Below are 24,678 nucleotides of genomic sequence, written 5' to 3'. Positions count from 1 at the left end.
AGATTCAGCATCTCAAATGCTTCCCACGTTTGATCTGCGAAGCCCTTTGGTAAAAGGGATCGAGCTTCATTTACCACTCGAAAGAGCCCGTGCCGTCGCCCAGTTAAAAAAGGCAGTGCCTCACCTAGCGGTGGATTTTGATCCCATTTCGCAAGCTCCCAAATGGGTGGCTTCGACATCGGGCTTTTTGACCGATGGGCAAAGCTCTCTAGCAGCTCAAGATGCGGATGCTCCGATTCGTAAGTTTATTGAGCAGCATCATGACGTGTTCGGTCATGGACCTGAGGCGCTCGATCGTGCAAGACGCGTGACAGACTACAGCATTCCTCGCGGCAACAGTCGCAAAGTGGTGTGGCATCAGCAGTTGGAAGGCATTGATATTTTCGAGGCGGTTTTCCAGGCGAATCTCACGGCCTCTTCCGCGCTCATCAATGTCGGTAGCCAGTTCATAGCGCAGCCGGAAAAAGCGGCTGGCAAAAAGGACCGCGCAGCGCTCTTGGCTGCCCCGCCAGTGCCGGTGGCGCAAGCTGTGGCTGCGGCGGGACAGAACGTGGGGGAAAAGATTGCCGAGACAGCCGTGCGCCCGATGGGGCCACCCGAGGACCAGCCAGACCGGAAACAGCGGTTCCGTGCGGCCGTGCTGACGGATGCCGAGGCGCGCTTGATTTGGGTGCCCATGGATGCGACCACGCTACGCCTTGCCTGGGATGTCACCCTCACCAGCCGCAGTCGTGGGGAGATGTATCGGGTCTTGGTGGATGCTGAAACGGCCTCAGTACTAGTGCGTCACTCACTCACCGCCTACAATGCCGAGGCCACGTATCGTGTCTTTACCGCGGAAAGCCCCACACCATTTTCTCCAGGGCATGAGTCACCATCCAGCCTTCAGCCTGCACCCGTGCAGCGTGTCAATGTGACCACCACGGCGCTCAGTCCTCTCGCTTCCCCCGGCGGATGGATTCCTGCGGGAAGTCTAACCACAAGTGGCAACAATACCGACACCTACGTGGATGCGAATGCCGATAACCTGGCCGATCTACCCCTCACCACAGGCTCTCCAGAACGTGTCTTCGACTTTCCGTTGGATCTGACGCAAGAACCTTGGGCGAATAAGGATGCTTCAGTGACGCAACTTTTTTACTGGACCAACTTTGCTCATGATCGCCTCTATGACTTGGGCTTCACTGAGGCTGCGGGCAATTTCCAGCTCGATAACTTCGGCCGGGGTGGAGAGGGAAATGACCCGGTCAATGCGGAGGCCCAAGATGGATCCGGCACGAACAACGCGAACTTTTCCACCCCCGTGGATGGTGGGCGCGGGCGCATGCAGATGTTTAACTGGACGGGCCCCAGCCCTGATCGTGATGGCTCTTTCGAGGCAGAGGTGGTGCTGCATGAATACGCGCATGGTTTGAGCAATCGTTTGGTAGGAGGGCCCTCAGTCACCATTTCAGCCCTCAGCACGCGTGGGATGGGGGAAGGATGGTCTGACTTTTACGGCATGGCGCTCACCGCAGAGGCACAGGACAATCCCCATGGTAACTGGGCACGTGGAGGCTACTCCCGTTACCTGGGCGGTGACTGGTTTTCTGAAAACTACTACTATGGAGCGAGGCGTTACAGCTACAGCACCGATATGGGGAAAAACCCCCACACCTTTCGGGACATTGATCCGACTCAAGTAAACTGGCATCCCGAAGTGCCGCGAAATCCCACTTTCGCTGCCACGCAGGATGCCACTCAGGTGCATTATCAGGGCACGGTGTGGTGCGTTTTTTTATGGGAACTGCGGGCGAATCTCATTCTGAAACACGGCTTTGCCATTGGCAATGAGCGGGCTCTTTTTTTGGTGACTGAAGGCATGAAATTATGCCCTTCCAATCCCAACTTTGTGCAGGCACGGGACGGCATCCTTCAGGCCGTTTGGGTGCATCATGCCGAAGATCTAGGAGAGGTCTGGACCGCCTTTGCGAAGCGCGGTCTCGGAGATGGGGCCATGGCTCCGACCAGCACCACCACCACTGGCCTCACTGAATCCTACACCGTTCCGGATGCGCTTGAAATCAGTGACCGCAGTGGCTGGAATGTGATGGGAAATAAAGGCGGTTCTTTTACCCCAACCGCGCAGACTTTGACCCTTCGCAACGATGGCGCAGAACCTCTGTCCTGGACCGCTAGCAGTGACGCTGCTTGGATGAGTTGTTCGCCTTCAGGTGGTAGCTTGCAGCCAGGAGCTCAGACAGTCGTCACTGTTCAATTTCAGGCAGGGGCACAAAAGGCGGGTTTTCACAGCAGCCAAGTGGTGTTTCAAAATTCGGCCACGGGTTTTAAGCAGCCCATCGGCGTGCGTCTCTACATCGCTCCCCCAGTGGTTCACTCATTCACTTTGGACGAGGCTCCCGCAGGCTGGACGACGACGGGCGAATGGGTGCATGGAGTGCCTGGCGGCAACGGGGGACAGGCCACGGGAGGGAGTGGATATGCAGATCCCGCCGCAGGGGCAACGGGCAGTCAAGTGTATGGAGTGAATCTCTCTGGCAATCCCACCAGCACTCCTTCAGGCCCTTTTTATCTGACTTCTGCAGCACTGGATTTTACCGCTTATAAAAACACGCGCCTGCGGTTTCAGCGATGGCTGAATACTCCCGGCCTAACGAACAATCGAATCACCCTGGAGGTTCGTCGTCTGGATGGACCTTGGCGGGAGGTATTTGTCAACGATAGTAATCCAACGTTGGATGATCACTGGCAGTTGATGGACTATGACATTTCCACTGTGGTGGATGGTCACCCCGGAGTGCAGGTGCGGTGGAGCTACCAGCCTCTGACGAATGCAGGCAACTACTCCGGCTGGAATGTGGATGACATTCAGTTTCTGGCCGAGCCGCAGACCGAGTTCACGCTGGAGCTGGCAGCGGCGGTGGCTGAAAATGCAGCCCCCATCACAGGCACCGTGCGTCTGGATGCACCTCGTTCTCACGCGATGAGCGTGACGCTTACATCCAGTGATGCCACGGCTGCGTTGGTTCCTACGACCCTACTTTTGCCTGCTGGGCAAGTCAGCCAGACCTTCAGCCTGCAGCCTGTGGATGATGCCTTGCTGGATGGAACTCAAACAGTTCGCATTACCGCTTCCGCCTCTGGCATTGCCCCCGGCGTGGCCACTGTGGCAGTGACGGATAACGAGAGTGCTACGCTGACACTCACTCTGCCCAGCCTCATCACTGAGGGCAACGCCGTCCTCAGTGGGCAGCTCCAGGTCAGCAGCCCGCCTGCGCGTGAAGTCCAGGTGATGCTGGCCTGCGATCATGCTAGTCTTTCAGTGCCTGCGGTGGTCACACTCCCAGCGGGCAGCACAGCACCTGTGAGCTGGACGATGGCGATGCCAGACAATGCCGTGGCTGAGGGGACACGGGCTGTCACAGTCACGGCTACCGTGCCCGGTTGGGTCTCCGCCAGTGCAGTCACGCAGCTCGTGGATGATGACGCACCCGCCATCCTGCTCACGGGGCCTAGTTTTACTCGGGAAGGGGATAGCTCCGTGGTTCTGACCGCCACTGTTAACACCGTGCAGGTTTCAGATCGAGTCCTGTTGCTAACCAACAGTGATGCATCGGAATTGGACATGCCTAGTTCTGTTATGATTCCAGCAGGGCAGTCTCAGGTGCAGTTCTCCATGACGGGGGTGGATGATGCACTTCGGGATGGCACGCAGCAGGTCGTGATCGCGGCCAGTGCTGTGGGTTATGCCTCCGCCACACGCACGGTCACGGTGGCGGATAATGAGGTGGACCATTACACCTTCGGTCCCATCGGCAGCACGCAAAAACGCAATAAGCCCTTCACGGTCAGCCTAACAGCTTTTGATATGAATGGTGAAGTCATCAGCAATCATCGGGGAGACATCGCCTTCAGCACTGATTCGGCAGTAGGGGCGGTGCCTTTTTCGGTCGCCACGTGGACTGATTTTTCTCACGGCGTCGCGACTGCGTCTATAGCGGTCTCGGCTACGACTTCCTCCATGACCTTCACTGCCACGGATGCGCACGGGCGCACGGGCACCAGTTTACCGTTTGCCGTGGACGCCGTGCAGCATGATGGTTTTGTTTGGACAGATCTGCCCACTCAGACTCCCACAGATGCCCCCATCACAGGCACCGTGACAGCGGTGGACGATGTAGGCCAGACGGTCTCCAGCTATGCGGAGCCGACGCTGGTGGATACCTGGATGGCCACGCTCACCCAGACCGTGGGCTCCACCACCACCGCCACGAATACTTCGCGGGTTTACAACACAACAGCGCGTGATTCCCGTGTGCAGATCCTCTACACTGCGGAGGAGCTAGGCGCTTTTGCTCGTTGGTTAGGCCGACTGGATTTCAGCCGTTATCAGGACAGTGGCCAGACCCTGGGGCAGTTCACCCTACGGCTCAAGCATACCCATCGCGATTCCTTGGCTGGAGCCACCTGGGAGGAGGGGGGCTGGACGACGGTGTTCAGTGCTGCGACCTTCGCGGTCAACGCTACCAACCCTGCTTTTCAACGCCCGTTTTTCTACAATGGCATTCAGAACCTCATGGTAGATATCTCCTTTCGGAATGCGGTCCCCACGGCTGCTCCCACCGTGCGCTGCAGCACCACCGCCCCGGCCAGGATGCTCTCCGGCACCAGCGATGGGCAACACGGAGATCCCCTCGCCTGGACGCAGACAACAGGTCCGGTGGCTGTGATTAGCGACGAGCTGCCGACCCTGCTGCACTACGAACTCAAGAACGTGGGGCCCATCGTCAATTCTCCTTTATCCTTCAGCGTCGGCAGTGCGGGGGTGCAGGCTTTCATGCCAGTATCACCCACGAATACCCTCTGGCTGCGGGCCCAGGCCCCATCGGGTGTTGTGGGTTTCAGCCCGCCCATTTTCACCACTTCTCCTTCTCTGGTCACCGGTTCAGACCTGGTGCTCTTTGAGGGGTTTGAAAGCGGGCTCTTAGGGCCGCAGTGGAGCACGGCAGACAGCAGCCCTACCGCACGGGCTCAAGTCGTTTCCGGCTACACGCCCAAGTCTGGCAGCTATCACCTGCTGCTGGATGCACCCACTTCCTCCACGGGCACCTTTGTCCGCAATAGCCCCACGCTGACGGTGAATCTGGCCGGGCGCAGCCATGTCTCCGTGGAGTGGTATGCGAAGGAATATTCCGATGATAATCATCCGGCCTCGCCCATGGGGCCGCTGGGCACCTTCGGCTCCACCGCGAACTTTGATGGCGTGGCCATCAGTCAAGATGGGGTGACCTGGCATGAAATATCCTCGTTCGTCAGCCTATCTTCCAGCTACGCTAGCACGGCCACTCGCGTGTATTTGGACCCCATTCTTCAGCACCTGGGCTGGAGCTACAATGCCACCTTTAAGATTCGTTTTTCTCAGTATGATGACCAGTCGGCCACCAGCGACGGCATCGCTCTGGATAGCATTGCTATCCGGGCAAATCCCACCAGTGCGATAGGCTTCGCGCTGCCAGCCACGATGATGGAAGGCAGCCTCAATGTGCCTGTGCAGGTGTCTCTAGCTTCTCCGGTGCTGTTCAACACGACCGTGACCTTCACCTGCAATGCGAGGGCACGCCTCAGCCTGCCGAGCAGCGTCACCATTCCTGCCGGGCAGACCTCTGCCACCATTCTCATCAGCGCACCGCAAAATCAGATCGCCGATCTGGGCAAAGCCGTCATCATCACCGCTGCTGCCACGGCTAAACCCACCAGCTACAACCACATCCGCGTGCTGGATGATGAAGTGACCTCGCTGAACCTATCTCTTCCTGTATCCGTCATGGAGGGGAACCCCACCGCGACAGCCACGGTCCAGATGTCGTCCTTTTTGGCAAACCCAATCCCGGTTTATCTCAGCTCAGCCAGCCCTGACCAAGTGAGGGTGCACAGCAGCGTGGCGACGATCCCTGCGGGACAAAATAGCACCTCTTTTCCCATCTCGGCCGTGGATGATGTCTTCCTCGATGGTGCGCAGGAAATCAGCCTAACCGCAAGTGCGAATGGGATGCAGGCCGTCACTGCTACACTTTCAGTGCTCGACAATGAAAGCGCTCAGATCGTCATGACGGAACCTGACCCACTGCGTGAAGGGGGTGTGGCCAGTGAGGTCACCCTCACTCTCTCCGGGCCACGCAGTGAGGATACCGTGGTGGAGTTATCCTCCAGCGACACCTCTGCGGCGACTGTGCCGCCCATCGTGATCCTGCCTGCGGGGGAGATGAGTGTCTCGTTTGAGGTGGCCCCGGTGGATGATGCGCTACGCGATGGCGAGCAGACCGCGCTCATTCGGGTCAGCTCGGCGGGCCTGCTGGGGGGCAGTGTCGCGGTACAGGTCTTGGATGATGAGCCTGCTCACATCGCGGTTAGTCCCATCGCCTCACCCCAGGTGCAGGGCAGGCCGATCCAGCTAAGCCTGACGGCCAAGGATGAAACCGGGGCGCTTATTCCCTACCACGGCACCGCACTCCTCACCGCTCGTTCTGGATCTTACCCACTGCCCGTCACACCCGCCGCGCCCATCACCTTTGTGCAGGGCACCTGGGTGGGTGCGGTGAGCCTGGGCGAGGCCCGTGGCAGCGTGGTGCTCGTCATCACTACGCCTGGGGGACTGGTGTCAATTTCACCGCCTTTCGATGTCAACCCCACCACGATTCCCGAAGGCCTCGTGGTGCCTGTTCCAGCGCTGAATCCTGAGCCGCTATTCACCTCTGGCCTGGCGAATCAGATCCTCTGGCCTGCGGTGCCTACAGGAGTGGAAATCCAAGTGGAGGCCGCCCTAGACGCTGCCTTTACCCAATCTCAAATCGGCACCTGGGTGCCTGGGGTGGGCTACACTTTCAGCGGTCTCGTGGACGGGCAGACCTACCACTACCGCGCCCGCAGCCGTGTGGCCACCAGCACGGTGACACCGCAGACTTGGCAGCAGACCGTGACAGCGGGCGAGGTGACCTGGAGCTCGAGCGAGATCGGCTCCGCAAGCGCGGGCACGTTTGAATCGCTCATCATCCAGCCCACCTCGCTTTACCGCTGGGGCACGCTCCTCTTCAGTCCGGACCAGCCTGCTCAGACCACCGTCATGGTGGATGTTTTAGCGCCGTCGGGGCAGGTTCTCGCCACGGCCGTGCCATCTGGCACGGATCTGCATGCATTGACCGGCGGGGCAGACATACCTGCCATCAGACTGCGTGCTCGCCTAACCAGTACTGTGACAGGTGGGGCCGCAGGTGCGCTTTCTTGGTCGGTCAGTCACCTACCACTGCCCACCTTTGTTTATTCCGCTCCCTCAGCCAGCGTTGCTTCCACGCAGGACTCCACCCCGCCAGCTCTGGCCCTGCTCACGCCTGTCATCCGCTGCCTTTCCAGGACGAGTGCAGATATCTCAGGCACGGCTGCGGATGCAGGCAGCGGTCTCGCTTCCGTCTCCATCAATGGCCAGCCTGTGGCGAGTGCCAATGGGTATGCGAGTTGGCACCAGTCCCTCACAGGGTTGCAGGACGGGGCGAATGTCTTTACCCTCACGGCGACAGACCGCGCCAGTCCGCCGAATACCACCACGGTCATCAGCCGCATCTACCGCATCGCCAATCCCGCTGGGGATAACAATCGCAATGGCATCGCCGATCTGCTGGATCACGCCCTGGGCATCCCGCCAGCGGTCACGCAGGGGCCCGCCATGCTGCCACACGCATCTCGGGGGAGGAGCCTCACCACCGGGGAAACCTACCTGCTCCTCAACTATCGCCGTCACATTGAGCGCAGCGGCCTGCACTACATCATCGAGACCAGTGAAAACCTCACCCACTGGGACTCCTCCGGCCAGGATGTGGTGGAGGAATCTGTGACGCCCAATGACGACGGCCTCACCGAGACCGTGCAGGTCCGGGTGACGCCAGAACTCGGCCACCAGAGGGCCAAGTTCGTCCGTGTGCAGGTGGGGCTGGACTCTAACTAGCCTGCGATCACCGCCGCGCGTGCATTCTCTTCCGCGCCTGTCTTCTCCAGGTAGTAGTCATAACCGCCACTGTAAGGCGTGACCACCCCGGCATTGATGTGCAGCACCTTCGTCGCGAGACTGCGGATGAAGTGCACGTCATGTGAAATGAAGACCAGTGTGCCTTCAAACTTTTGCAGCGCCAGGATCAGGCCCTCAATGGCCCATATGTCCAAGTGCGTCGTCGGCTCATCCATCAAAAGTAGGTTAGGCGGATCCACCAGGAACTTCACCAGATTCAGACGGCTCTTTTCACCCCCGCTGAGGACTTTGCACTTCTTGTAAACGTCTTCACGCTTGAAGAGGAAGCTACCCAGGATGCTGCGGGCATCGTCTTCACGCAACTCAGGGGCGCAGCGTTTTAGTTCTTCCAGGATGGTGCATTCCGGGTCCAGCGTATCGGCGCGGTGCTGGGAGAAGTAGCCCATCTTGATGTTCGTGCCAAAGCGGCGCTCGCCCTTTTGGAAAGGCACCTCGCCGGCCATGATCTTGATCAGTGTGGACTTGCCTGCGCCGTTGGGGCCCACCAGCACGGTGCGCTCGCCCTTTTCCACTTCCAGGTCCAGGCCCTGGTAGATCTTCTTCTCGCCGTAGGCCTGATGGATGTCCGTCAGCGCGATGACACGCTGGCCGCCGCGCGGAGGCTGCGGGAAATTGAAACGGAAGGCCTTCCGCAAGGGGCGCGGCCGGTCCAGCTTATCCATCTTCTCCAGTTGGCGCTCGCGGCTCTGCGCCTGCGCCGCCTTCGAGGTCACGGAGCGGAACCGATCGATGAATTCCTGGATCGCTTCGATCTCCTTCTGCTGGTTTTTCCAGGCTTGGTAGGCGCGCTCCCAGTTCGCTTCCTTCTGCGTCAGGTACTGCGTGTAGTTACCCTGGTACTGCACCAGCTTGCTCTCTTCGATCTCGTACACCGTCTCGATCAGCTCATCCATGAAGTCACGGTCATGCGAAATCAGCAGGATCGCACCCGGGTAGTTCTTCAGGTAATTGCGGAACCACATCAGGGACAGCAGGTCCAGGTGGTTGGTCGGCTCATCCAGCAGCAGCAGATCTGGCTCGATGACCAGGATCCGCGCCAAGTGCGCACGCATCACCCAGCCGCCCGAGTATTCACGGGCAGGTTTGCTAAAATCCTCTTCCTTGAAACCGAACCCCTTCAGGATCTTCTTCGCCTTCGCCTCGGCCTGCGGATCATTCAGCGCATCGTGCTTGGCATGCGCCTCATTGTATTCCGGGGCTGCCACATCGCCGCGTTCTTCGAACTCGCGGAGGATCTTTTCCAGCTCCTCGATCAGCCCCGCCTTGCCCGTGGCCACATCCAGGATGGTCTCCTCGCCCACCGGCTCGCTCTCCTGCGGCAGGTAGCCCAGGGTCGTCCACTCATCGCGGATCACCTCGCCCGCGTCCGGCTCATCCTCCTTCAGGATCAGAGAAAACAGCGTGGACTTGCCCGCACCGTTCGGGCCGACGAGAGCCACGCGTTCTGCGTAGTTCACAGTCATGTTGGCCCCGGTAAACAGCGTTCGGGCATTGAAAGTCTTGGTGACGTCGCGGAGGGTGAGCATGTGGGGCAGAGCCTTTAGCACTGTTAGGACCACTTTGCAGCTTGTTTTCTGAGGGGGCTGTAAAGCAGTGAATCGTATGGGAATTCTTTTCCATGCATTCGAGGCTTTTCCTCCACCAATTATATTGGAGCGTAAGGTTAATTTCTGAGAGACCAGCAAACCAGCACTGGTGAAACTTTGACGCCGATGATAAGGCGGGACTCGCGAAACGAAGAATATATTACGCTAATGCTTAGAGTGGGGCTAACTGAGTCTGGGTCGGCAAAGAGATATTTTGATATTCAGCTAGAGTTCTCTGTTTTGCGCACTATTCGCAAATACTTAATCCATTAATGGAATTATCAATCATAAATATCTTATATTAAATTGAAAGGAGAGGGTGATCTTGTGAGATAGCTTTTAAGCCGCAGGTTTTAGAAAGTTTTTGCCCTGAGCAGCCTGCCTAAGTTGAGAGCACAAACTCTCCAAATTTTCAAGAACCTTATCTGTCAGAGTAGTGAATGTGTCCAGTGGATCAGATATTTCATCTCTTAAAGACTCGCCATGAGCTACTTTATTCCGATATTTCAATAATTGGTTATCAATCAGCTTCTCTTTTAACTCATACAACGTTAGATACCGCAGGCCTAATTTACACACTATTGCTTTAAATTCAGCAGAGGTGAGGTTCTGATTTTCTTTGGTGGAGATGTGAAGATCAGCATTAACACAAAATTTCTGTGTGTTAGAGGTTGTGAAAAAATCCTGTGTTTTTTCAAAAAGTGAATAGTTACTTAGATTAACTTTACCTGAGTTTTCTAGGGACTCTTTTACTGCAAAAAACAAAAAATTTGGCTGCATCAAGTGGTAGCAACATCCTTGGTTATTTACATAGGATAAATAGGCTTTTGCGGAAAACTTAACAAGGCCTTCCCAGTGAGCATATAATAATACAACTCCTGATCTAAAATACACGTCCACTTGATGAGCTCGGGCGGATTTTAGAGCAAGTTTTATTGTGGTGATTTCGTGTTTGCGCCATTGAAAATCTTTATCTATTGCAGCTTCAAAGTCGCCGATCGATTTTATCTTCATTTTAGCTCCATGGGTTACCTATCTGAACAACTCACGCGCCAGATCAACAAGTTTGGGCAAACGGTTGATTCCTCTCATTCCGTGCTTGGTTGCTTCGTTAAAATTTGGATTATCCGCTAACGTAACTACTAGCGTGCTAAGCTTAGATGAAATTTCCACTTCGGTCTGCCCTTGTTGTATCGCAAAAGCAACGCCCGCCGAAATGCATTCAAATAAAGAAACAGAAAACTGTCCTTCATGTTTTTGTTTGGGCTGTGAATAACGTCTGAAGGCGTCCTCTCCTTTGAGCCGAGCTAAAATATTGAAAGTTGTATCAAATAATTTGGTTTCATTTTCGAAAGCAAAATCATTGTCTACCATTAACCTTTTCATTTGAGTAGTTAGGAATGGTCCCATATCCTCGTCATCAATAGGTGCACTCTTATCATACTTCACAATACAGATGAAGCGCAAAACGAGCTCCATCTCATATTTTTCATCAATTAGTCTATCAGTTAAATTTAAGCAGTTTATGAAGTTTTCATTTTTACTCCTCTCCTTAAGCCATTCGTAAGATTTTCGATTTACCATAAGGAGAAGGCAGTTACGCACTTCCTGTTCTGAAAGACCGGCTCCACCAGTGTTAAGTCGTTGGAAGAGTTCAAACTTAGCGTTTTCGTCGCTTTCTTTTTTAATGATTTTTACATCAAACTTTTCTCGTTTGAAGGCTCTTTTAAGATCGTCTGGCATTCCATTATCCCATGAAACCCCTTCAAGTGAGGGAAGGTAGGGGGTCTTCTCAAGAACAAGCTGTTCAACCTTACATCCGCTCTCATCCAGGAGTTCTCCCATAAATGAAAGAATAGTAGAAATTCGCTGCAGTCCATCTACGACGTCCCAAACACCATCGTTTCGCTGCGCTACAAAAATAGATGGAAGTGGAATTCCGAGTAATATGGATTCTATGAGTCTACTTTTTTGGGAAAGCTTCCATCTGAACTCCCTTTGAAATTCAGGGTGGATTTCGAGCTCACCATCCCTGTAGAGATTAACGATCTCCCCAATCGACATTGAATAGGCATCCGTATGTATTTCCTGGCGTCCTTCTAAAACTTCTTGTTCAAGTGGCATTGTATTCGGGGTTTATTATTAAGGGCAATCGTTTGGTGATATTGGTATTTCGCGTAACGAAGAAACGGTTAAATGTCTACATCGAATCCGTCCATCTAACCATTCTCGAACCTTTTCGGAACGGAGGTGTTTTTGAATACGACGGCAAGTTTGTATTTTTCCGTCTAATGGACGTAACGTAATAAGGTGATTTTCGACGGCGACAGAGCCTGAGTAATTAATAATTGTGGTAATTGCGCGATTAATATCTGATGGACTTGAAGTTCGTCGTACAGCTAGAAATGGACCATTAACACAAGTCCCCGAATATCTAATGGTAGAAGCCAGATTTTTTAATTCACGCCATGGCGGGGAATCGGCTGTGGTTAAATAAGCAACCTTCGGCCCTTCTTGTGTGTGGCGATGTGGAACTACTGTGCCTACTCGAACTTCACAAATGTCGCCGAGAGCATGAGTGTCTTGCCTCGAACTTTGCTGAAACCATACAATATTCGTATGCCCTGCTTTACCAGAAATTGCATGTAAAATGAAAACGTCTACGTCCGCTTCATTGCTGAATCTTCCAACGACTTTTACCTTTGCTGATGAAGCATATTGGCTGACCAATTTACGCCAGCGTTCATAACGGGAACCGCTACGAAGTACATCGGGAAGGATAGCGATAATTTGTTGACCTGATCTAGCTAACTTTAAACAATTGAGAAAAGCGACGGCAGCAAAGGCAACTTTACCCGAAGACCAATTATAACAGTCTTCTGGAGTTTCTATCATAGTAAATGGTGGATTCATCAAAATGACAGCTTTGTCAGGAATGCACATATCACCGTGAAGTAAATCATGGCATATAAGACCCTTAAAAAAGTTGTCCGGCACTAGCTGTCCGTGTTTAAGCTTTGCACCTCGACTCACGGCTGCCAAAATTAGTCTACGTTTTGCTACTTGAAGGAATTCTGGATGAATCTCGACGCCATACAGTCGCTTTTCCCAATGTAACAGAGTGGCTTCCAAATCGCCATTAATTAGGCGCAACCGTTCTGACCATCGCAAAAGAAGGTCTCCGGCACCACAATTTGGGTCCCATGCGGAAGTGTCTCCGTAATTTTTTGGTGCAATCAATTGCACCATTTGACGAGCTAATTTCTCACCAGTGAAAAATGCTCCGGAGTTGCGCAGTTGATGCCTGTTTACCAAAGTTCTAAGTTCTGATGCAGCTCCACCATTGAGATGAAAGTGTACAAGTTCGTTGTCGAAGACACATCTGCCCCACTCAATGCTTTCTAAAATTGCATCAAGAGTATTGATATAGGCAGTGTATTTTTCCATTGATGCTTAAAGGTGTAATAATTGAGAGTTTTTGAATGGAATTACAACAAATGCTTTTAAGTCCTAATGAACCTCTCTTTAAAGGGGCTTAGGCTAATGGGTTATATCAACCGCGTGCATTTGGAATTGAGAAAATGATACAGGTGTCTGAATATTTTGTAAAGTCATTGGCGGTAGTCGGATTTCTCTGAAAATGACGAGAGGTTGGCTGGTTTGATAAGAGACATTCTCACCCAAAACAATAAGCACCTGAATTCAGTACGGATACCCCCTCATGTGAGATTACTCTTAGGGCCATTGAAGGTTGATGATGACGCGTGGAGATCCCCCTTAATAAAATGGAGATTCCACATTTGTGGAAGATGGATTTTTATGGCTCCAAGACCTCCGGCAATTGATCAAAGGTGTAAAACGCTAGCTTCAGCTCGCGGGCTTTGAGGAAGAGGTGTTCGAGGGCCTGGGGGGTGATGAAGTGGCCTTTGCCGCCGATGTTACGGATGCCGTGGGCGTAGAGGGTGAGGATCTCGCCCCGAGTGGCGGTGCGGGTGAGGGCGGCGTCGAGCTGGTCGTAGGTGCGGTCTTCGCGGGTGGGGGCGTAGTCAATGCCTTTGGAGGGCAGAGCCCCACGGGTGGGAACTTGGGCGATGGGGGTGAAGAAGGGATCGCGGTCGCTGAGGCGGTCTCCCGGGGCCATGGGGCCGCCGATGCGCAGGTGACGGAAGATTTTGAGCAAGGCGGTTTCGGTGGCGGCATCGCTACTGCTGCTGGGAAAGGCAAACGAGGTCACGGAGATGCCCGCAGCCTGCCAGGCATCGAGCTGCGGTTGAACTTCGTGGCGAAGGTAGTCTTCGATGGAATGCTCCCGCACATAATCCACGGCTTTGAGATGATGCACGCTGTGGGAGCCGATGGCGTGGCCGTGGGCGATGAGTTGGCGGCAGGCGGCCAGGGCCTTTTCATCGATGGGGCCGCTGATGAAGAAGGTGGCCTTGACGCCGTATTGATCGAACAAGGGGAGGGCGGCCAGCCAATCGTCAAAGTTGCGGTCATCAAAGGTGAGGACGAGGCCAGCTTTTTCCAGAGGGGGTGGATTGGGGTTGGCGGGGGCGGTTTTCTCCCCAGCCCCGCAAACGGACCCCGTGGGTAGCAGCGCGAAGAATAAAATCGGCGCGAGGAGGCAGAAGGCGCAGTTCCGCAGGGCAGGGGTGGACATGAGGAGAGGTACGGGGGTGATGAAGCCTGCATTTCTACTGTCAGGAGAGTCCCCTGGCGCAAAGCCTGCTTTTGACTGATAATAAAGGCTTCTCCCGCGACGTATCTTTCCCATCACGATGTCCAAAATCCTTTCCCGTCGAACTGTCTTGCGTGGCCTGGGGGCCACGGTGGCGCTGCCTTTTCTGGAGGCGATGCAGCCACGTGCGGCGCGGGCAGCAGCGGCGGTGAAGGCGCCTACGCGCATGGGCTTCCTGTTCATGCCGAATGGGGTGCGGGAGGATCGCTGGACGCCGGAGGGGCTGGGGACGGACTTTAAATTATCGCCCATTTTGAGCCCGCTGGAGGCGCACCGGAAGGACATCACCGTGCTGACGGGCCTGGGCAACCGCGCCTCGTTGGCCGGGGACGGACACTATGCGAAGACGGCGAACTGGCTCACGGGCACGCCTATCGCCAAGACGACGGGCAAGGACCTGCACTGCGGCATCTCCGTGGATCAGGTGCTGGCCAAGGAAAAAGGTTACCTCACGCGCTTCCCCTCCCTGGAACTAGGCACGGAGCCGATCATGAGCGGGGTGGATCGCAATGTAAACTACACCATGCTCTACGGCAGCCACATCGCCTGGCGCACGCCCACCAGCCCCATCCCGGCGGAGATCAATCCGCGCTTCGTCTTTGACCGCCTGTTCCGCGAGGATGCCGCGCAGCGCCAAGCGAGTGCCGAGGAAAACAAAAGCGTGCTGGACCTGGTGCTGGCCGATGCCAAATCCCTGCGCGCGAAGGTGGGCAAGGAGGACCAGCAGCGCCTGGACGAATACCTGGAAAGCCTGCGCCACATCGAGCGCCGGATTGATGCCGACATCGCCCGCGTGGCCAGTGGGGAAAACCTGGACCCAGCGGCCAAGGAGGCCACGGCACGCTTGGACAAACGCATCGCTGAGGCCATGACCGCCAACCCCAAGGACGCGGGCTCCCGCCTGCGGCTGGACCACACGGAGCACTGCCGCCTGATGCTGGACCTCATGGCGCTGTCCTTCCAGACAGACAGCACCCGCACCAGCACCTTCATGTTTGGCTGGGCGGTGAGTGGCAAGAATTTCTCCTTCCTTCCGGGCGTGGAGGGCGGCCACCACCAGCTCTCCCATCACGAGGGCAAGGCGGACAAACTGGACGCTTACGAGAAGATCAACCGCTGGCACATCGAGCAGTATAGTTACCTCATCGACAAGCTGAAGAGCATCAAAGAAGGTGAGGGCAACCTGTTGGATAACAGCCTCATCCTCTTTGGCTCCAGCATCCGCGATGGCAACAAGCACGACCCTCGCAACCTCCCGCTCGTCCTCGCCGGTCATGGTGGAGGCGTGAAAGGCGGCCAGCATGTGGTGGCGGCCAAGGACACTCCCCTGTGCAATCTCTACACCGGCATGCTGAACCGCGCCGGCGTGGAAACACCCTCCTTCGGCGACAGCTCCGGCATCCTGGAGGTGTGATCTTCTTTGAAGGTATGGGTGGCGTCGTTTTTGGGTAAAGGGTGCCTTTCGCGGACGAGGTTCTGCGTGTTGCGACCACCCCCTCACCTGGGCCTCTCCCCCCAATTCTTGGGGGAGAGGGAACGCGCTTTGGGAGTTCAAAATTGAAGACCTAACGGGTGCTAATCATAGAGCAAACGAGCGCCGAATGGTCTTTAGCCTCAGAAGGCGAAAAGACATCCTCCCTCGCCCCGCTTGCGGGGAGAGGGCCAGGGGTGAGGGGCGGTGGAATGATCTCGGGGGTGGAGTGCAGAAGTGTCGTTTTGGAGAAAAGGCACCCTTTGCGGACGAGGTATGAACAACCCCGAAATTCACACCGCACAAACAGGCCAACGCATTTTATACTCGCTCCAAGCTCACTCAGGCAGGAGTGCCCGCCTCACGGGGCCTCACGCCACAAACTTGCCAGGATTCAGAATCCCATTTGGGTCCAGGGCCTTCTTCAGCCGGGAGTGGACATCCCGTGCTTCCGCCGAAAGGGCCTCGGGGAACCAGCGTCCTTTGGCGATGCCCACGCCGTGCTCGCCGGTGATGGCACCGTTCCAGGCGATGACCTTGCGGAAAAGCTGGTCCAAGGCCGCTTCGGCGCGCTCCCGCTGGGCGGGATCGTCCATGCTCTGCACCATGATGTTGACGTGGATGTTGCCATCTCCCGCATGGCCAAAGCTGGCAATGGGAAAGCCGCATTCGGATTGCAGGGCTTCGGCAAATTCCACCAAATCCACCAGGCGACTGCGCGGCACCACGATGTCCTCATTCAGCTTGATCAGCCCGGTGTTGCGCAGGCTGTAGCTGAACTCGCGGCGGAGTTTCCAGAATCGTTCGCAGGCCTCATCGCCCAGAGCTTCTTCCAGGGAGATGCAGCCCAGCTCACGCACGAGTTTCGCCAGTTGTACCAGCTCGCCTTTGACGGACTCTTCTTGACCGTCAATTTCCACCAGTAAATGGGCATCGCCCTGGGGCGTTACCGACTCGCCCAGATACTCGCGCGCTGCGCGGAGGGTGAACTTATCTGCGATCTCCAGAGCACTCGGTAGGAAGCCTGCATTTAGGATGCGCTGCACGGCATTTGCAGCCTCGGCAAAGGTTTCAAAACCGGCTGAAAGCATGGCGCGCATGGGCGGGTGGGGGATGAGGCGCAGGGTGGCCTGGGTGACCACACCTAGCAGTCCCTCGCTGCCGACCATGAGGCCCACCAGGTCAAAACCCGTTTTGTTTTTGTGACAGCGGCCCCCGGCCTTCACCACAGACCCATCCGCCAGCACGGCCTCCAGGCCTAACACATAGTGTCGCGTCACGCCGTATTTCAGGCAGCGCGGCCCGCCAGCATTGGTGGCCACATTGCCGCCCAGGCTGCACTCCTTCAGGCTGGCAGGGTCAGGGGGGTAAAACCAGCCCAGCTCCCGCACAGCGGCCTGCAACTCGCCGGTGATGACGCCGGGCTCCACCACGGCCACGCCATCGGCAATGTTGATTTCCACGATCTTATTCATCCGCGCCAGTGACAGGGCGATGCCACCCCGCAGCGGGACAGCGCCCCCAACGTAACCGACGCGCGAGCCCTGCGGCGTGACCGGGATGCGATGCTCGTTGGCATACTTCATCACCTTGGACACCTCCTCCGTGGACTCGGCATGGACGACCACCTCCGGTGGGTTTGAGGCAAACCATTTGTCTGTGCTGTGGGCGGCGAGATCCTCCACCGTGGAGGACACGCGAGCTGCGCCGATGAGGGAAATGAGATCGTCTGCCAGGGAGGCCATGCCTCACGGTGCATGGGGTCTGCGGCGGGTGCAAGATTTCTACACCGCCCACATCGCCCTTGCGCCGCGCGCGCCCCTCCCCTCAGTCAGCGCATGCTCGTTTCTGGCACTCCGTATCGCACCATCTGGCTTCATGAGGAAAGCGTCCGCATCATTGACCAGCGGCGGCTCCCCTGGTCCTTTGAGGTGGTGGATCTGCACACCGTGGCGGAGGTGGCGGAGGCCATTCGGGACATGGCTGTGCGTGGGGCGGGGCTCATTGGCGCTACCGCCGGTTACGGCATGTGGTTGGCTGCCCGCGAGGCCTCCACGCCGGAGGAACTGCGCACGCTGGCAGAGAGCCTCATCTGCACCCGTCCCACGGCGGTGAATCTGAGTTGGGCGGTGCATCGTCAGCTCGAGGCCATCCAGGAAACCGGGTTCGGGGACCGAGTCGCCAACGCTCGCCTCACCGCTGAAGCCATTGCCGATGAAGATGCCGCAGCCTGTGCCGCCATTGGTCGCCACGGACTGGAAATCATTCGCGACATCGCTTCACGCAAACCTGGCCAGGTGGTGAATATCCTCACTCATTGCAATGCAGGCTGGCTGGCCTTTGTGGATCACGGTTCCGCCACCGCGCCCATCTATGCCGCCCATGCGGCAGGTATCCCCATCCATGTGTGGGTGGATGAAACACGCCCGCGCAATCAAGGGGCCCGCCTCACCGCCTGGGAGCTAGCGCAGCAGGGCGTGCCGCACACCGTCATTGCCGACAATACAGGGGGCCACCTCATGCAGCACGGTCAGGTGGACCTGGTTATCACTGGGGCAGACCGCGTGACGCGCAGTGGGGATGTGGCAAACAAGATCGGCACGTATTTAAAAGCGCTGGCCGCTACCGATAATGGCGTGCCGTTTTACGTGGCCCTGCCCAGCTCCACCTTCGACTGGACCCTCCGCAATGGCGTGAAAGGCATCCCCATCGAACAACGCGGGGCTGAGGAGGTGGCGCAAATGGAAGGCGTGACTGCCAGTGGCAGCGTGGAGACCGTGCGCATCCTCTCCCCAGGATCGCCAGCGGCGAATTACGCCTTTGATGTTACGCCTGCTCGTCTGGTGACTGGTTTGATTACCGAACGTGGCGTTTGTCCTGCGACTGAAGAGGCCATCTGCTCCTTGCACCCGCAGGCGTCCAGCGCCATTCCATCTGCCCACCTCTCATGACTGGCTGGCGCGCACGCACACACTACTGGAGCCGCCACAGTGGCTTTCTCAAACGGCTGGCCCTGAGCATCGCCGGCGGAGGTTTCATCCTGGCCTTGGTCATCATCGCCCTTTCACCCGATACGGGGCGCTACATCACGGTGGACCCCACAGAGCAGAGGCTGCGTGAGCAGTGGCAGCAACTGCAACGCGCCGAGAAACCCACCCCGTATGAGCTGGTGCGCTGGCTGCATCTGGTCACGGACCAGATCCATAGCCTCAGTGAAGTGCTAGGGATCAAAACCACCACCTGGGAGGACTACTGGCGGGACGGTCAACTGGCTGGGTATGATGTGCAGCCGCTGCTGGCCAAGCACTCCGCCGACCCTGCGGTGCAGCAACTGTGGCGAGATTTCATCCAGACCGGGCTGAGTCGCGATGCCGACCTCATGCAAAGCCTGGGCGAAAAAGCCGCCCAGGAATCTCCCCTCATCACGGCCAACTTCATCCAGGCTCTCCAAATGAAGGAGCGGAACCCACCTGCTGCCCTGGCAGCGATGATGCGCGAGATCCAACTTTTTTCCGAGACCCAACTGGTGCGCGAAGCTGCCCTGCATCTCGCGCTCGATCTCAAAGACCTGCCGGTGCTGAGGCAGATCGCCGCCCAGCCTGACTGGTGGTCTTCCATTGACCCGGTGAGGCGTCAATACGCCGCCGCGCTGATCGGGGAATTTGGCCTGCAGTGGAAGGCGCTACTGGAATATCGGTTTCTCCTGGCGGCGCCATTGGGCACGCTTGCCATCGCTCTTTTAGCGGCTGCCATTTGGTACATCATCCTGGTGCTGCATGGCGTGCGGGGTCGGTGGCGCTGGGTAGTGCCGTTGCTGCCGTTAGCGGCTGGCATCATCAGTGTGGCCCCGGTGATCATCGTCGGCGCATGGCAAGAGGTGGCGCTAGGCATCCAGAAGGATGCCACCTTCCCACGGGATCTTTGGTACCAGATCGGTGGTGTGGGCATGCGGGAAGAATTGAGCAAACTCCTGCTCGCCAGCCTCTTTATGCCATTGCTGCTGCTGAAACGCCCGGCGGGTGGCGCGGTGATGGTGGGAGCCTTTGTGGGGCTGGGTTTCGCTTTGGAGGAAAATATCAATTACTACCTCCGGTATGAAGGCGGGGTGGCGTTGGCTCGCTTTTTCACGGCCAATTTTTTTCATGCCGCCCTCACCGGTACCACTACCCACGCTCTCTACCAGTTGCTGCGGTCGCGGTTCGGCACGGCAGATCGTTTTCTGGTCACCTTCGCTGGACTGGTGCTGGCGCATGGCTGCTACAACTATGCTTCGTCCGAGTCCCTGCCCGAAGGTTTTGCCATGCTCTCCACCATCATCCTGGCGCTGGTGGCTTGGCATTTCCTGGACCTAGTGGAGCAGGAGTGCCCAAGGGGCCGCCAGTGGATCTCCCCTGCCGCAGTCTTCATCGTGGGAACAGCCGTGCTGATGGCGGCTATCTTCATCTCCATCGCCCTACGCACACCCGATCGCCAACTGCTTTCCGCCGCAGCCATGAGCTGCGTCTCTATGTTCCCCATCGCCTTCATTTATTGGCGTCGGCTGGGGGTTTGAGGCGTTTTGAGCGGCAAGGAAAGGGGCTGGATGGGAGCTTTCTGCAAGAATCCCCCACGCTCCCCCTTTGACACCCGGCGCTTTGTCCGCCACACTCCGCGCCCTTTTACCTACTCGCATGTTTGAACTTCTGGCCACCGATCCCAACTCCTCCGCCCGGCGGGGACGGTTGACGACGCCTCATGGCGTGATCGAGACGCCCATTTTCATGCCCGTGGGTACCCAGGCCACGGTGAAGGCCGTGCACCCGGAAGAGCTGCGCTCGCTGAACGCGCAAATCATTCTCGGCAATACCTACCACCTGTGGGTGCGGCCAGGGACGGAAATCATCGGCGCGGCTGGTGGTCTGCATAAGTTCATGAACTGGGACCGGCCCATCCTCACGGACAGCGGCGGTTTCCAGGTCTTCTCCCTCGCCAAGCTGCGCAAGCTCAAGGAAGAAGGCTGCTACTTTAACAATCATGTGGATGGCAGCCCCATGTTCCTGGGGCCGGAAGTGGCGATGGAAATCCAGGCCACCTTGGGCAGCGACATCGCCATGCTCTTCGACGAATGCACGCCCTGGCCCTGCAAGCCCGAGGATGCCCGCAGCAGCATGGAGCTGACCCTACGCTGGGCGCGCCGTTGCCGCGACTGGATTGACCAGCACCAGCCGCAGACCGGCGGCGGGGCGCAGTTGCACTTTGGGATTGTCCAGGGCAGCACTTTCCAGGATCTGCGCGAACGCTGTGCCCGGGAAATGGTGGCCATGGGTTTCAGCGGTTACGCCATCGGCGGCCTCAGTGTGGGCGAGCCAGAAGAGGACATGATGCGCATTGCCGAGTGGACTTGCCCGCTGCTGCCGCAAAACCAGGCCCGCTACGCCATGGGGCTGGGCACGCCACCGCAGATGGTGGAATTGATCGCTCGTGGCATTGACATGTTTGACTGTGTGCTGCCGACCCGGCTGGCGCGCAATGGCACCGCCTTCACCCATGAAGGCACGCTGAACCTGCGAAACAACAAATTCGCCAAGGATTTCCGCCCCCTCGCTGAGGACACTCACCCGCTCTGCCAGGGCTTTTCCAGGGCCTACATCCGCCATCTCATCAATACCCAGGAGGTCCTGGGTTTGCGGTTGATTTCCCTGCACAATCTGCATTTCTACCTGTCCCTTGCCGCCAGGGCCCGCTCTGCCATCGAACAAGGTTGCTTTGCTGACTTCCGTGAGGAGGTCATCGCCCGTTACCAAACCCGTCCCGAAACCACCGACCCATGACCCAGATTTTCCTACCCTTCCTCGCTCAGGCAGCACCTCCAGGCCAGAGCAGTTCCACGACCTTCATCATGATGGCGTTGATGTTCGTGATGATGTACTTTGTCCTCATCCGCCCACAGCGCATGAAGCAAAAAGAGCACGAGAAGCTCATCAACAACGTCAAGGTGGGGGACCATGTCATCCTCAATGGCGGTGAGCACGGCATCATCACCAGCGTGAAAGAGCGCACCGTCATGGTGAAAGTGGCCGACAATGTGAAGATCGAATACGACCGCGCAGCCATCGCCTCCATCAGCAAAAAATCCGACGTGGTCGAAGCTACCACCACTGCCTGATCTGCCCCGCCTTCCCCCTTGTGCTCCCCTGAGCACTGAGCCCCGCTCTTCTCTCCTTTCACTCAATCCACCATGGCCGCCTTCTCAACCTTCCTCGTCGGAGCATCCATCCTCCTGCTGCTCCTCTTTTACGTCGGCACCACGATGCATGACCGTAAACGCAAGTACGGTTCCCTGCTGATACTCATCGCCACGGCCTTTGCTTTGTGGACGATCAATAGCATGGGCATCAAACTGGGCATTGACCTTCAGGGCGGCAGCGAGTTCGTCGTGCGTCTGGAGCCGGGCAAGTCCGATGACGGCACCGCCAAACCGGTGACCCCGAGCTCGGTCCAGCAGGCCATCGCCATTCTGGAAAAACGCCTCAATCCTGAAGGCAATAAAGACCTCACCATGCAGCCGCAGGGGGATGACCGCATCCTTATCCAGATGCCTGGTGTGAAAGCCGAGGAATTTGCCGATGTGCGCCAGAAGATCCAACAGGTGGCCTTCCTGGAGTTCCGCATCGTCAAACCCCAGGCCGCTCCTGGTGAGCTGCGCGCCCCAGGTACCGAAGAGCTGAAGTATAAAATTCAGAAGGACGACCAGGGCAAAGAACTACCTAGCCGTGGCGGCGAGACGGTGGGTAACCGCGCCGACATGGAAGGCAAGTATGTGAAGGAAGCTTTCGCGACGTATGATGCAGAAGGCTGGAAGGTCATTCTGAACTTCGACAGCACTGGAGCCAAGCTCTTCGACGAAGTCGCCGCTGTGAACCGTGGCCGCCAGCTCGCCATCATCGTGGACAAAGAAATCATCTCTGCCCCGACCCTCCAGACGGATCGTTTCGGTGGCACCGCCGTCATCAGTGGCCGTTTCAAGGAGCAGGAAGCCCGCACGCTGGCTAGCCTGCTGGAAAACCCCCTGGAAAACCCGATGACGATCCTGTCTGAAAGCGCCGTTTCCGCTGCTTACGGTCAGTCCTCCATCAATCAGGGCAAGTGGGTCGGCATCGCTGGTCTGGGCATCACCACCCTGTTCATGCTCTTTGTGTATCGCATGGCGGGCCTCATCGCGATTGTCGGTCTGGTCATCAACTTGGCCGTCCTCTTCGGCGGCATGTCCCTCTTCGGCTTCACCCTCACGATGCCAGGTATCGCTGGTATCGTGCTGACCATCGGCATGGCTGTGGATGCTAACGTGCTGATCTACGAACGTCTGCGTGAGGAACGTGAGGCGGGCAAGACCATCGCCGGTGCGCTGGAAGCAGCCTACGAAAAAGCTTTCTCCGCCATTGCGGACTCGAACATCACCACTCTCATCTCTGCCATCATCCTGTTCGCCATCGCTGGCGGTCTGGTGAAAGGCTTCGCCGTTACGCTGATGATTGGTCTGCTTTCCTCCATGGTCGGTGCTCTCATCGTGACTCGCGTGATCTTCATGTGGGTGATTGATAAAGGCCTGCTCAAGAGCATTTCCACCGTGAAGCTCTTCCCGGATGGCGTGTTTGACATCCTGGCCAAGGCCAAGGGCTTCATCATCGCCTCCCTGGTGGTCACCGCGATTTCCTTTGCGACCCTGGCTGTGAAGGGCAAAGGCAGCCTCGGCATTGACTTCCGTGGTGGTGGTCTCACCCACGTGGAACTGAAGACGGGCAAAGCCATCAGCGACAGTGAACTGGATGCCGTTCTCAAAGGCCTGAAACTGCCCGATGGTAAGGATATCGGCAGCTACTACCTCCAGCGCAAAGGCAATGCCACTGGCGGTGACGTCATCGCCATCCGCAGTGAATTCGAGGCGGGTCCCGTCATCGAGCAGGCGGTGAAGGCCAAGTTTGCCGATCAAGTCGAAGGGACTCAGGGCAGCCGCGTTGGTGCTGTCATCGGGGATGAAGCGGCTAAGACCTCCATCATCGCCCTCGTCGTCGCGCTGATCGCCATCTTCGTTTACTTGATGTTCCGTTTTGAGTTCGCCTTTGCCCTCGGAGCCATCGTGGCTCTGGCGCATGACGTTCTCATGGTGCCGGGTCTGTGCGTTCTTTTCGGCCAGGAACTCAGCCTCATCCACGTGGGTGCCATGCTGACCATCGCTGGTTACTCCATCAACGACACCATCGTGGTGTTTGACCGTATCCGTGAAAACATCCAGAAGGGTGTCGGCGGCAGCACGCGTGAGTTGATGAATGACGCCATTTGCAAGACCCTCAGCCGTACCCTCCTCACCGGTCCGACGGCTCTGGCCCCGATGATCGTGCTTCTGTTCTTGGGCAATCCGGCCATGCTTGAATTCGCCGTGCCGATCACCATCGGTGTGCTTCTGGGCACCTACTCCTCCATCTTCATCGCCAGCCCGCTGGTGCTGTGGTATGCGAAGAAGACCGGCACCAGCCTCAAGCGTCAGGTTTTGGATGCCCAGATCGAAGCCGAAAAAGCCCAGGCTGCCATCGCTGCTGCCAAGGCTCAGGCCTAATCTGGCTGAGAATCTTCCCACGGGTGAGGTCGCAAGACCTCACCCGTTTTTGTTGGTGGCAGCTTCCTGGGTGCTGGAGGGGCCACAGATCCTTTACCCTGTGGAGAATTCGGCCTTGCAGACCCTGCTCGAACGCCTCCAACAACTCGATATATCCCCCCTCGCCGCATCATTCTTTAGGCCAGCCTCGTCGTGAGGCAATCCTATGGCTCC

Annotated in this window: 13 protein-coding genes; 7 read left to right on the top strand and 6 right to left on the bottom strand. The window is 57.2% G+C overall.

What is annotated here, in order from left to right; translation table 11 throughout:
- The first annotated feature begins 16 nt into the window (after window positions 1-16).
- Entirely contained in the window at window positions 17-7,996 is a 7,980-nt protein-coding gene (locus HNQ64_RS03220) for a M36 family metallopeptidase (RefSeq protein ID WP_184205302.1), read from the top strand.
- On the opposite strand, the gene HNQ64_RS03215 is transcribed toward HNQ64_RS03220, so the two are convergent.
- The 5 genes from HNQ64_RS03215 to HNQ64_RS03195 form a co-directional block, all read right to left on the bottom strand.
- Complete coding sequence (locus HNQ64_RS03215) at window positions 7,993-9,603, bottom strand: ABC-F family ATP-binding cassette domain-containing protein (RefSeq protein WP_184205300.1); 1,611 nt, start codon at window positions 9,601-9,603, stop codon at window positions 7,993-7,995. The two genes, HNQ64_RS03220 and HNQ64_RS03215, sit on opposite strands and share 4 nt — an antisense overlap.
- Window positions 9,604-10,002: 399 nt before the next feature.
- A complete protein-coding gene (locus tag HNQ64_RS03210; RefSeq protein ID WP_184205298.1) occupies window positions 10,003-10,677 on the bottom strand; it encodes an MAE_28990/MAE_18760 family HEPN-like nuclease in 675 nt (224 codons plus the stop codon).
- An 18-nt stretch (window positions 10,678-10,695) separates the two neighbouring features.
- Complete coding sequence (locus HNQ64_RS03205; RefSeq protein ID WP_184205297.1) at window positions 10,696-11,787, bottom strand: GmrSD restriction endonuclease domain-containing protein; 1,092 nt, start codon at window positions 11,785-11,787, stop codon at window positions 10,696-10,698.
- Between the two features lie 18 nt (window positions 11,788-11,805).
- Window positions 11,806-13,110, bottom strand: a complete 1,305-nt coding sequence (locus tag HNQ64_RS03200) for an N-6 DNA methylase (protein WP_184205295.1) — start codon at window positions 13,108-13,110, stop codon at window positions 11,806-11,808.
- 370 nt (window positions 13,111-13,480) lie between these two features.
- The gene (locus HNQ64_RS03195) at window positions 13,481-14,323 is read right to left on the bottom strand and encodes a polysaccharide deacetylase family protein (protein ID WP_184205292.1); all 843 of its coding nucleotides are present in this window, start codon (window positions 14,321-14,323) and stop codon (window positions 13,481-13,483) included.
- 118 nt (window positions 14,324-14,441) lie between these two features.
- Between HNQ64_RS03195 and HNQ64_RS03190 the strand changes: the two genes are divergently transcribed.
- A complete protein-coding gene (locus tag HNQ64_RS03190; RefSeq protein ID WP_184205290.1) occupies window positions 14,442-15,815 on the top strand; it encodes a DUF1552 domain-containing protein in 1,374 nt (457 codons plus the stop codon).
- Window positions 15,816-16,243: 428 nt separating this feature from the next.
- Here HNQ64_RS03190 and HNQ64_RS03185 read toward each other — a convergent pair whose 3' ends face one another.
- Window positions 16,244-17,617, bottom strand: coding sequence for an FAD-binding oxidoreductase (locus tag HNQ64_RS03185; RefSeq protein WP_184205289.1), 1,374 nt, complete (start codon window positions 17,615-17,617; stop codon window positions 16,244-16,246).
- A gap of 93 nt (window positions 17,618-17,710) precedes the next feature.
- Between HNQ64_RS03185 and mtnA the strand changes: the two genes are divergently transcribed.
- The 5 genes from mtnA (at window position 17,711) to secD (ending at window position 24,465) form a co-directional block, all read left to right on the top strand.
- Complete coding sequence (gene mtnA, locus HNQ64_RS03180) at window positions 17,711-18,823, top strand: S-methyl-5-thioribose-1-phosphate isomerase (protein WP_184205287.1); 1,113 nt, start codon at window positions 17,711-17,713, stop codon at window positions 18,821-18,823.
- Window positions 18,820-20,424, top strand: coding sequence for a PrsW family glutamic-type intramembrane protease (locus HNQ64_RS03175; protein ID WP_184205285.1), 1,605 nt, complete (start codon window positions 18,820-18,822; stop codon window positions 20,422-20,424). Before mtnA ends, HNQ64_RS03175 begins: the two co-directional genes overlap by 4 nt.
- Window positions 20,425-20,542: 118 nt before the next feature.
- On the top strand, window positions 20,543-21,682 hold the full coding sequence (gene tgt / locus HNQ64_RS03170; protein WP_184206134.1) for a tRNA guanosine(34) transglycosylase Tgt: 1,140 nt from the start codon (window positions 20,543-20,545) through the stop codon (window positions 21,680-21,682).
- Window positions 21,679-22,017 (top strand): preprotein translocase subunit YajC, encoded by a 339-nt coding sequence (gene yajC / locus HNQ64_RS03165; protein WP_184205283.1) that lies wholly within the window; start codon window positions 21,679-21,681, stop codon window positions 22,015-22,017. Before tgt ends, yajC begins: the two co-directional genes overlap by 4 nt.
- A gap of 72 nt (window positions 22,018-22,089) precedes the next feature.
- The gene (secD, locus tag HNQ64_RS03160; protein WP_184205281.1) at window positions 22,090-24,465 is read left to right on the top strand and encodes a protein translocase subunit SecD; all 2,376 of its coding nucleotides are present in this window, start codon (window positions 22,090-22,092) and stop codon (window positions 24,463-24,465) included.
- Window positions 24,466-24,678 lie beyond the last annotated feature (213 nt).

Source organism: Prosthecobacter dejongeii, from assembly GCF_014203045.1.
Classification (GTDB): domain Bacteria; phylum Verrucomicrobiota; class Verrucomicrobiia; order Verrucomicrobiales; family Verrucomicrobiaceae; genus Prosthecobacter; species Prosthecobacter dejongeii.
Note: the sequence above shows the minus strand (reverse complement) of the source record. Positions and strands in the feature narration are given on the sequence as shown.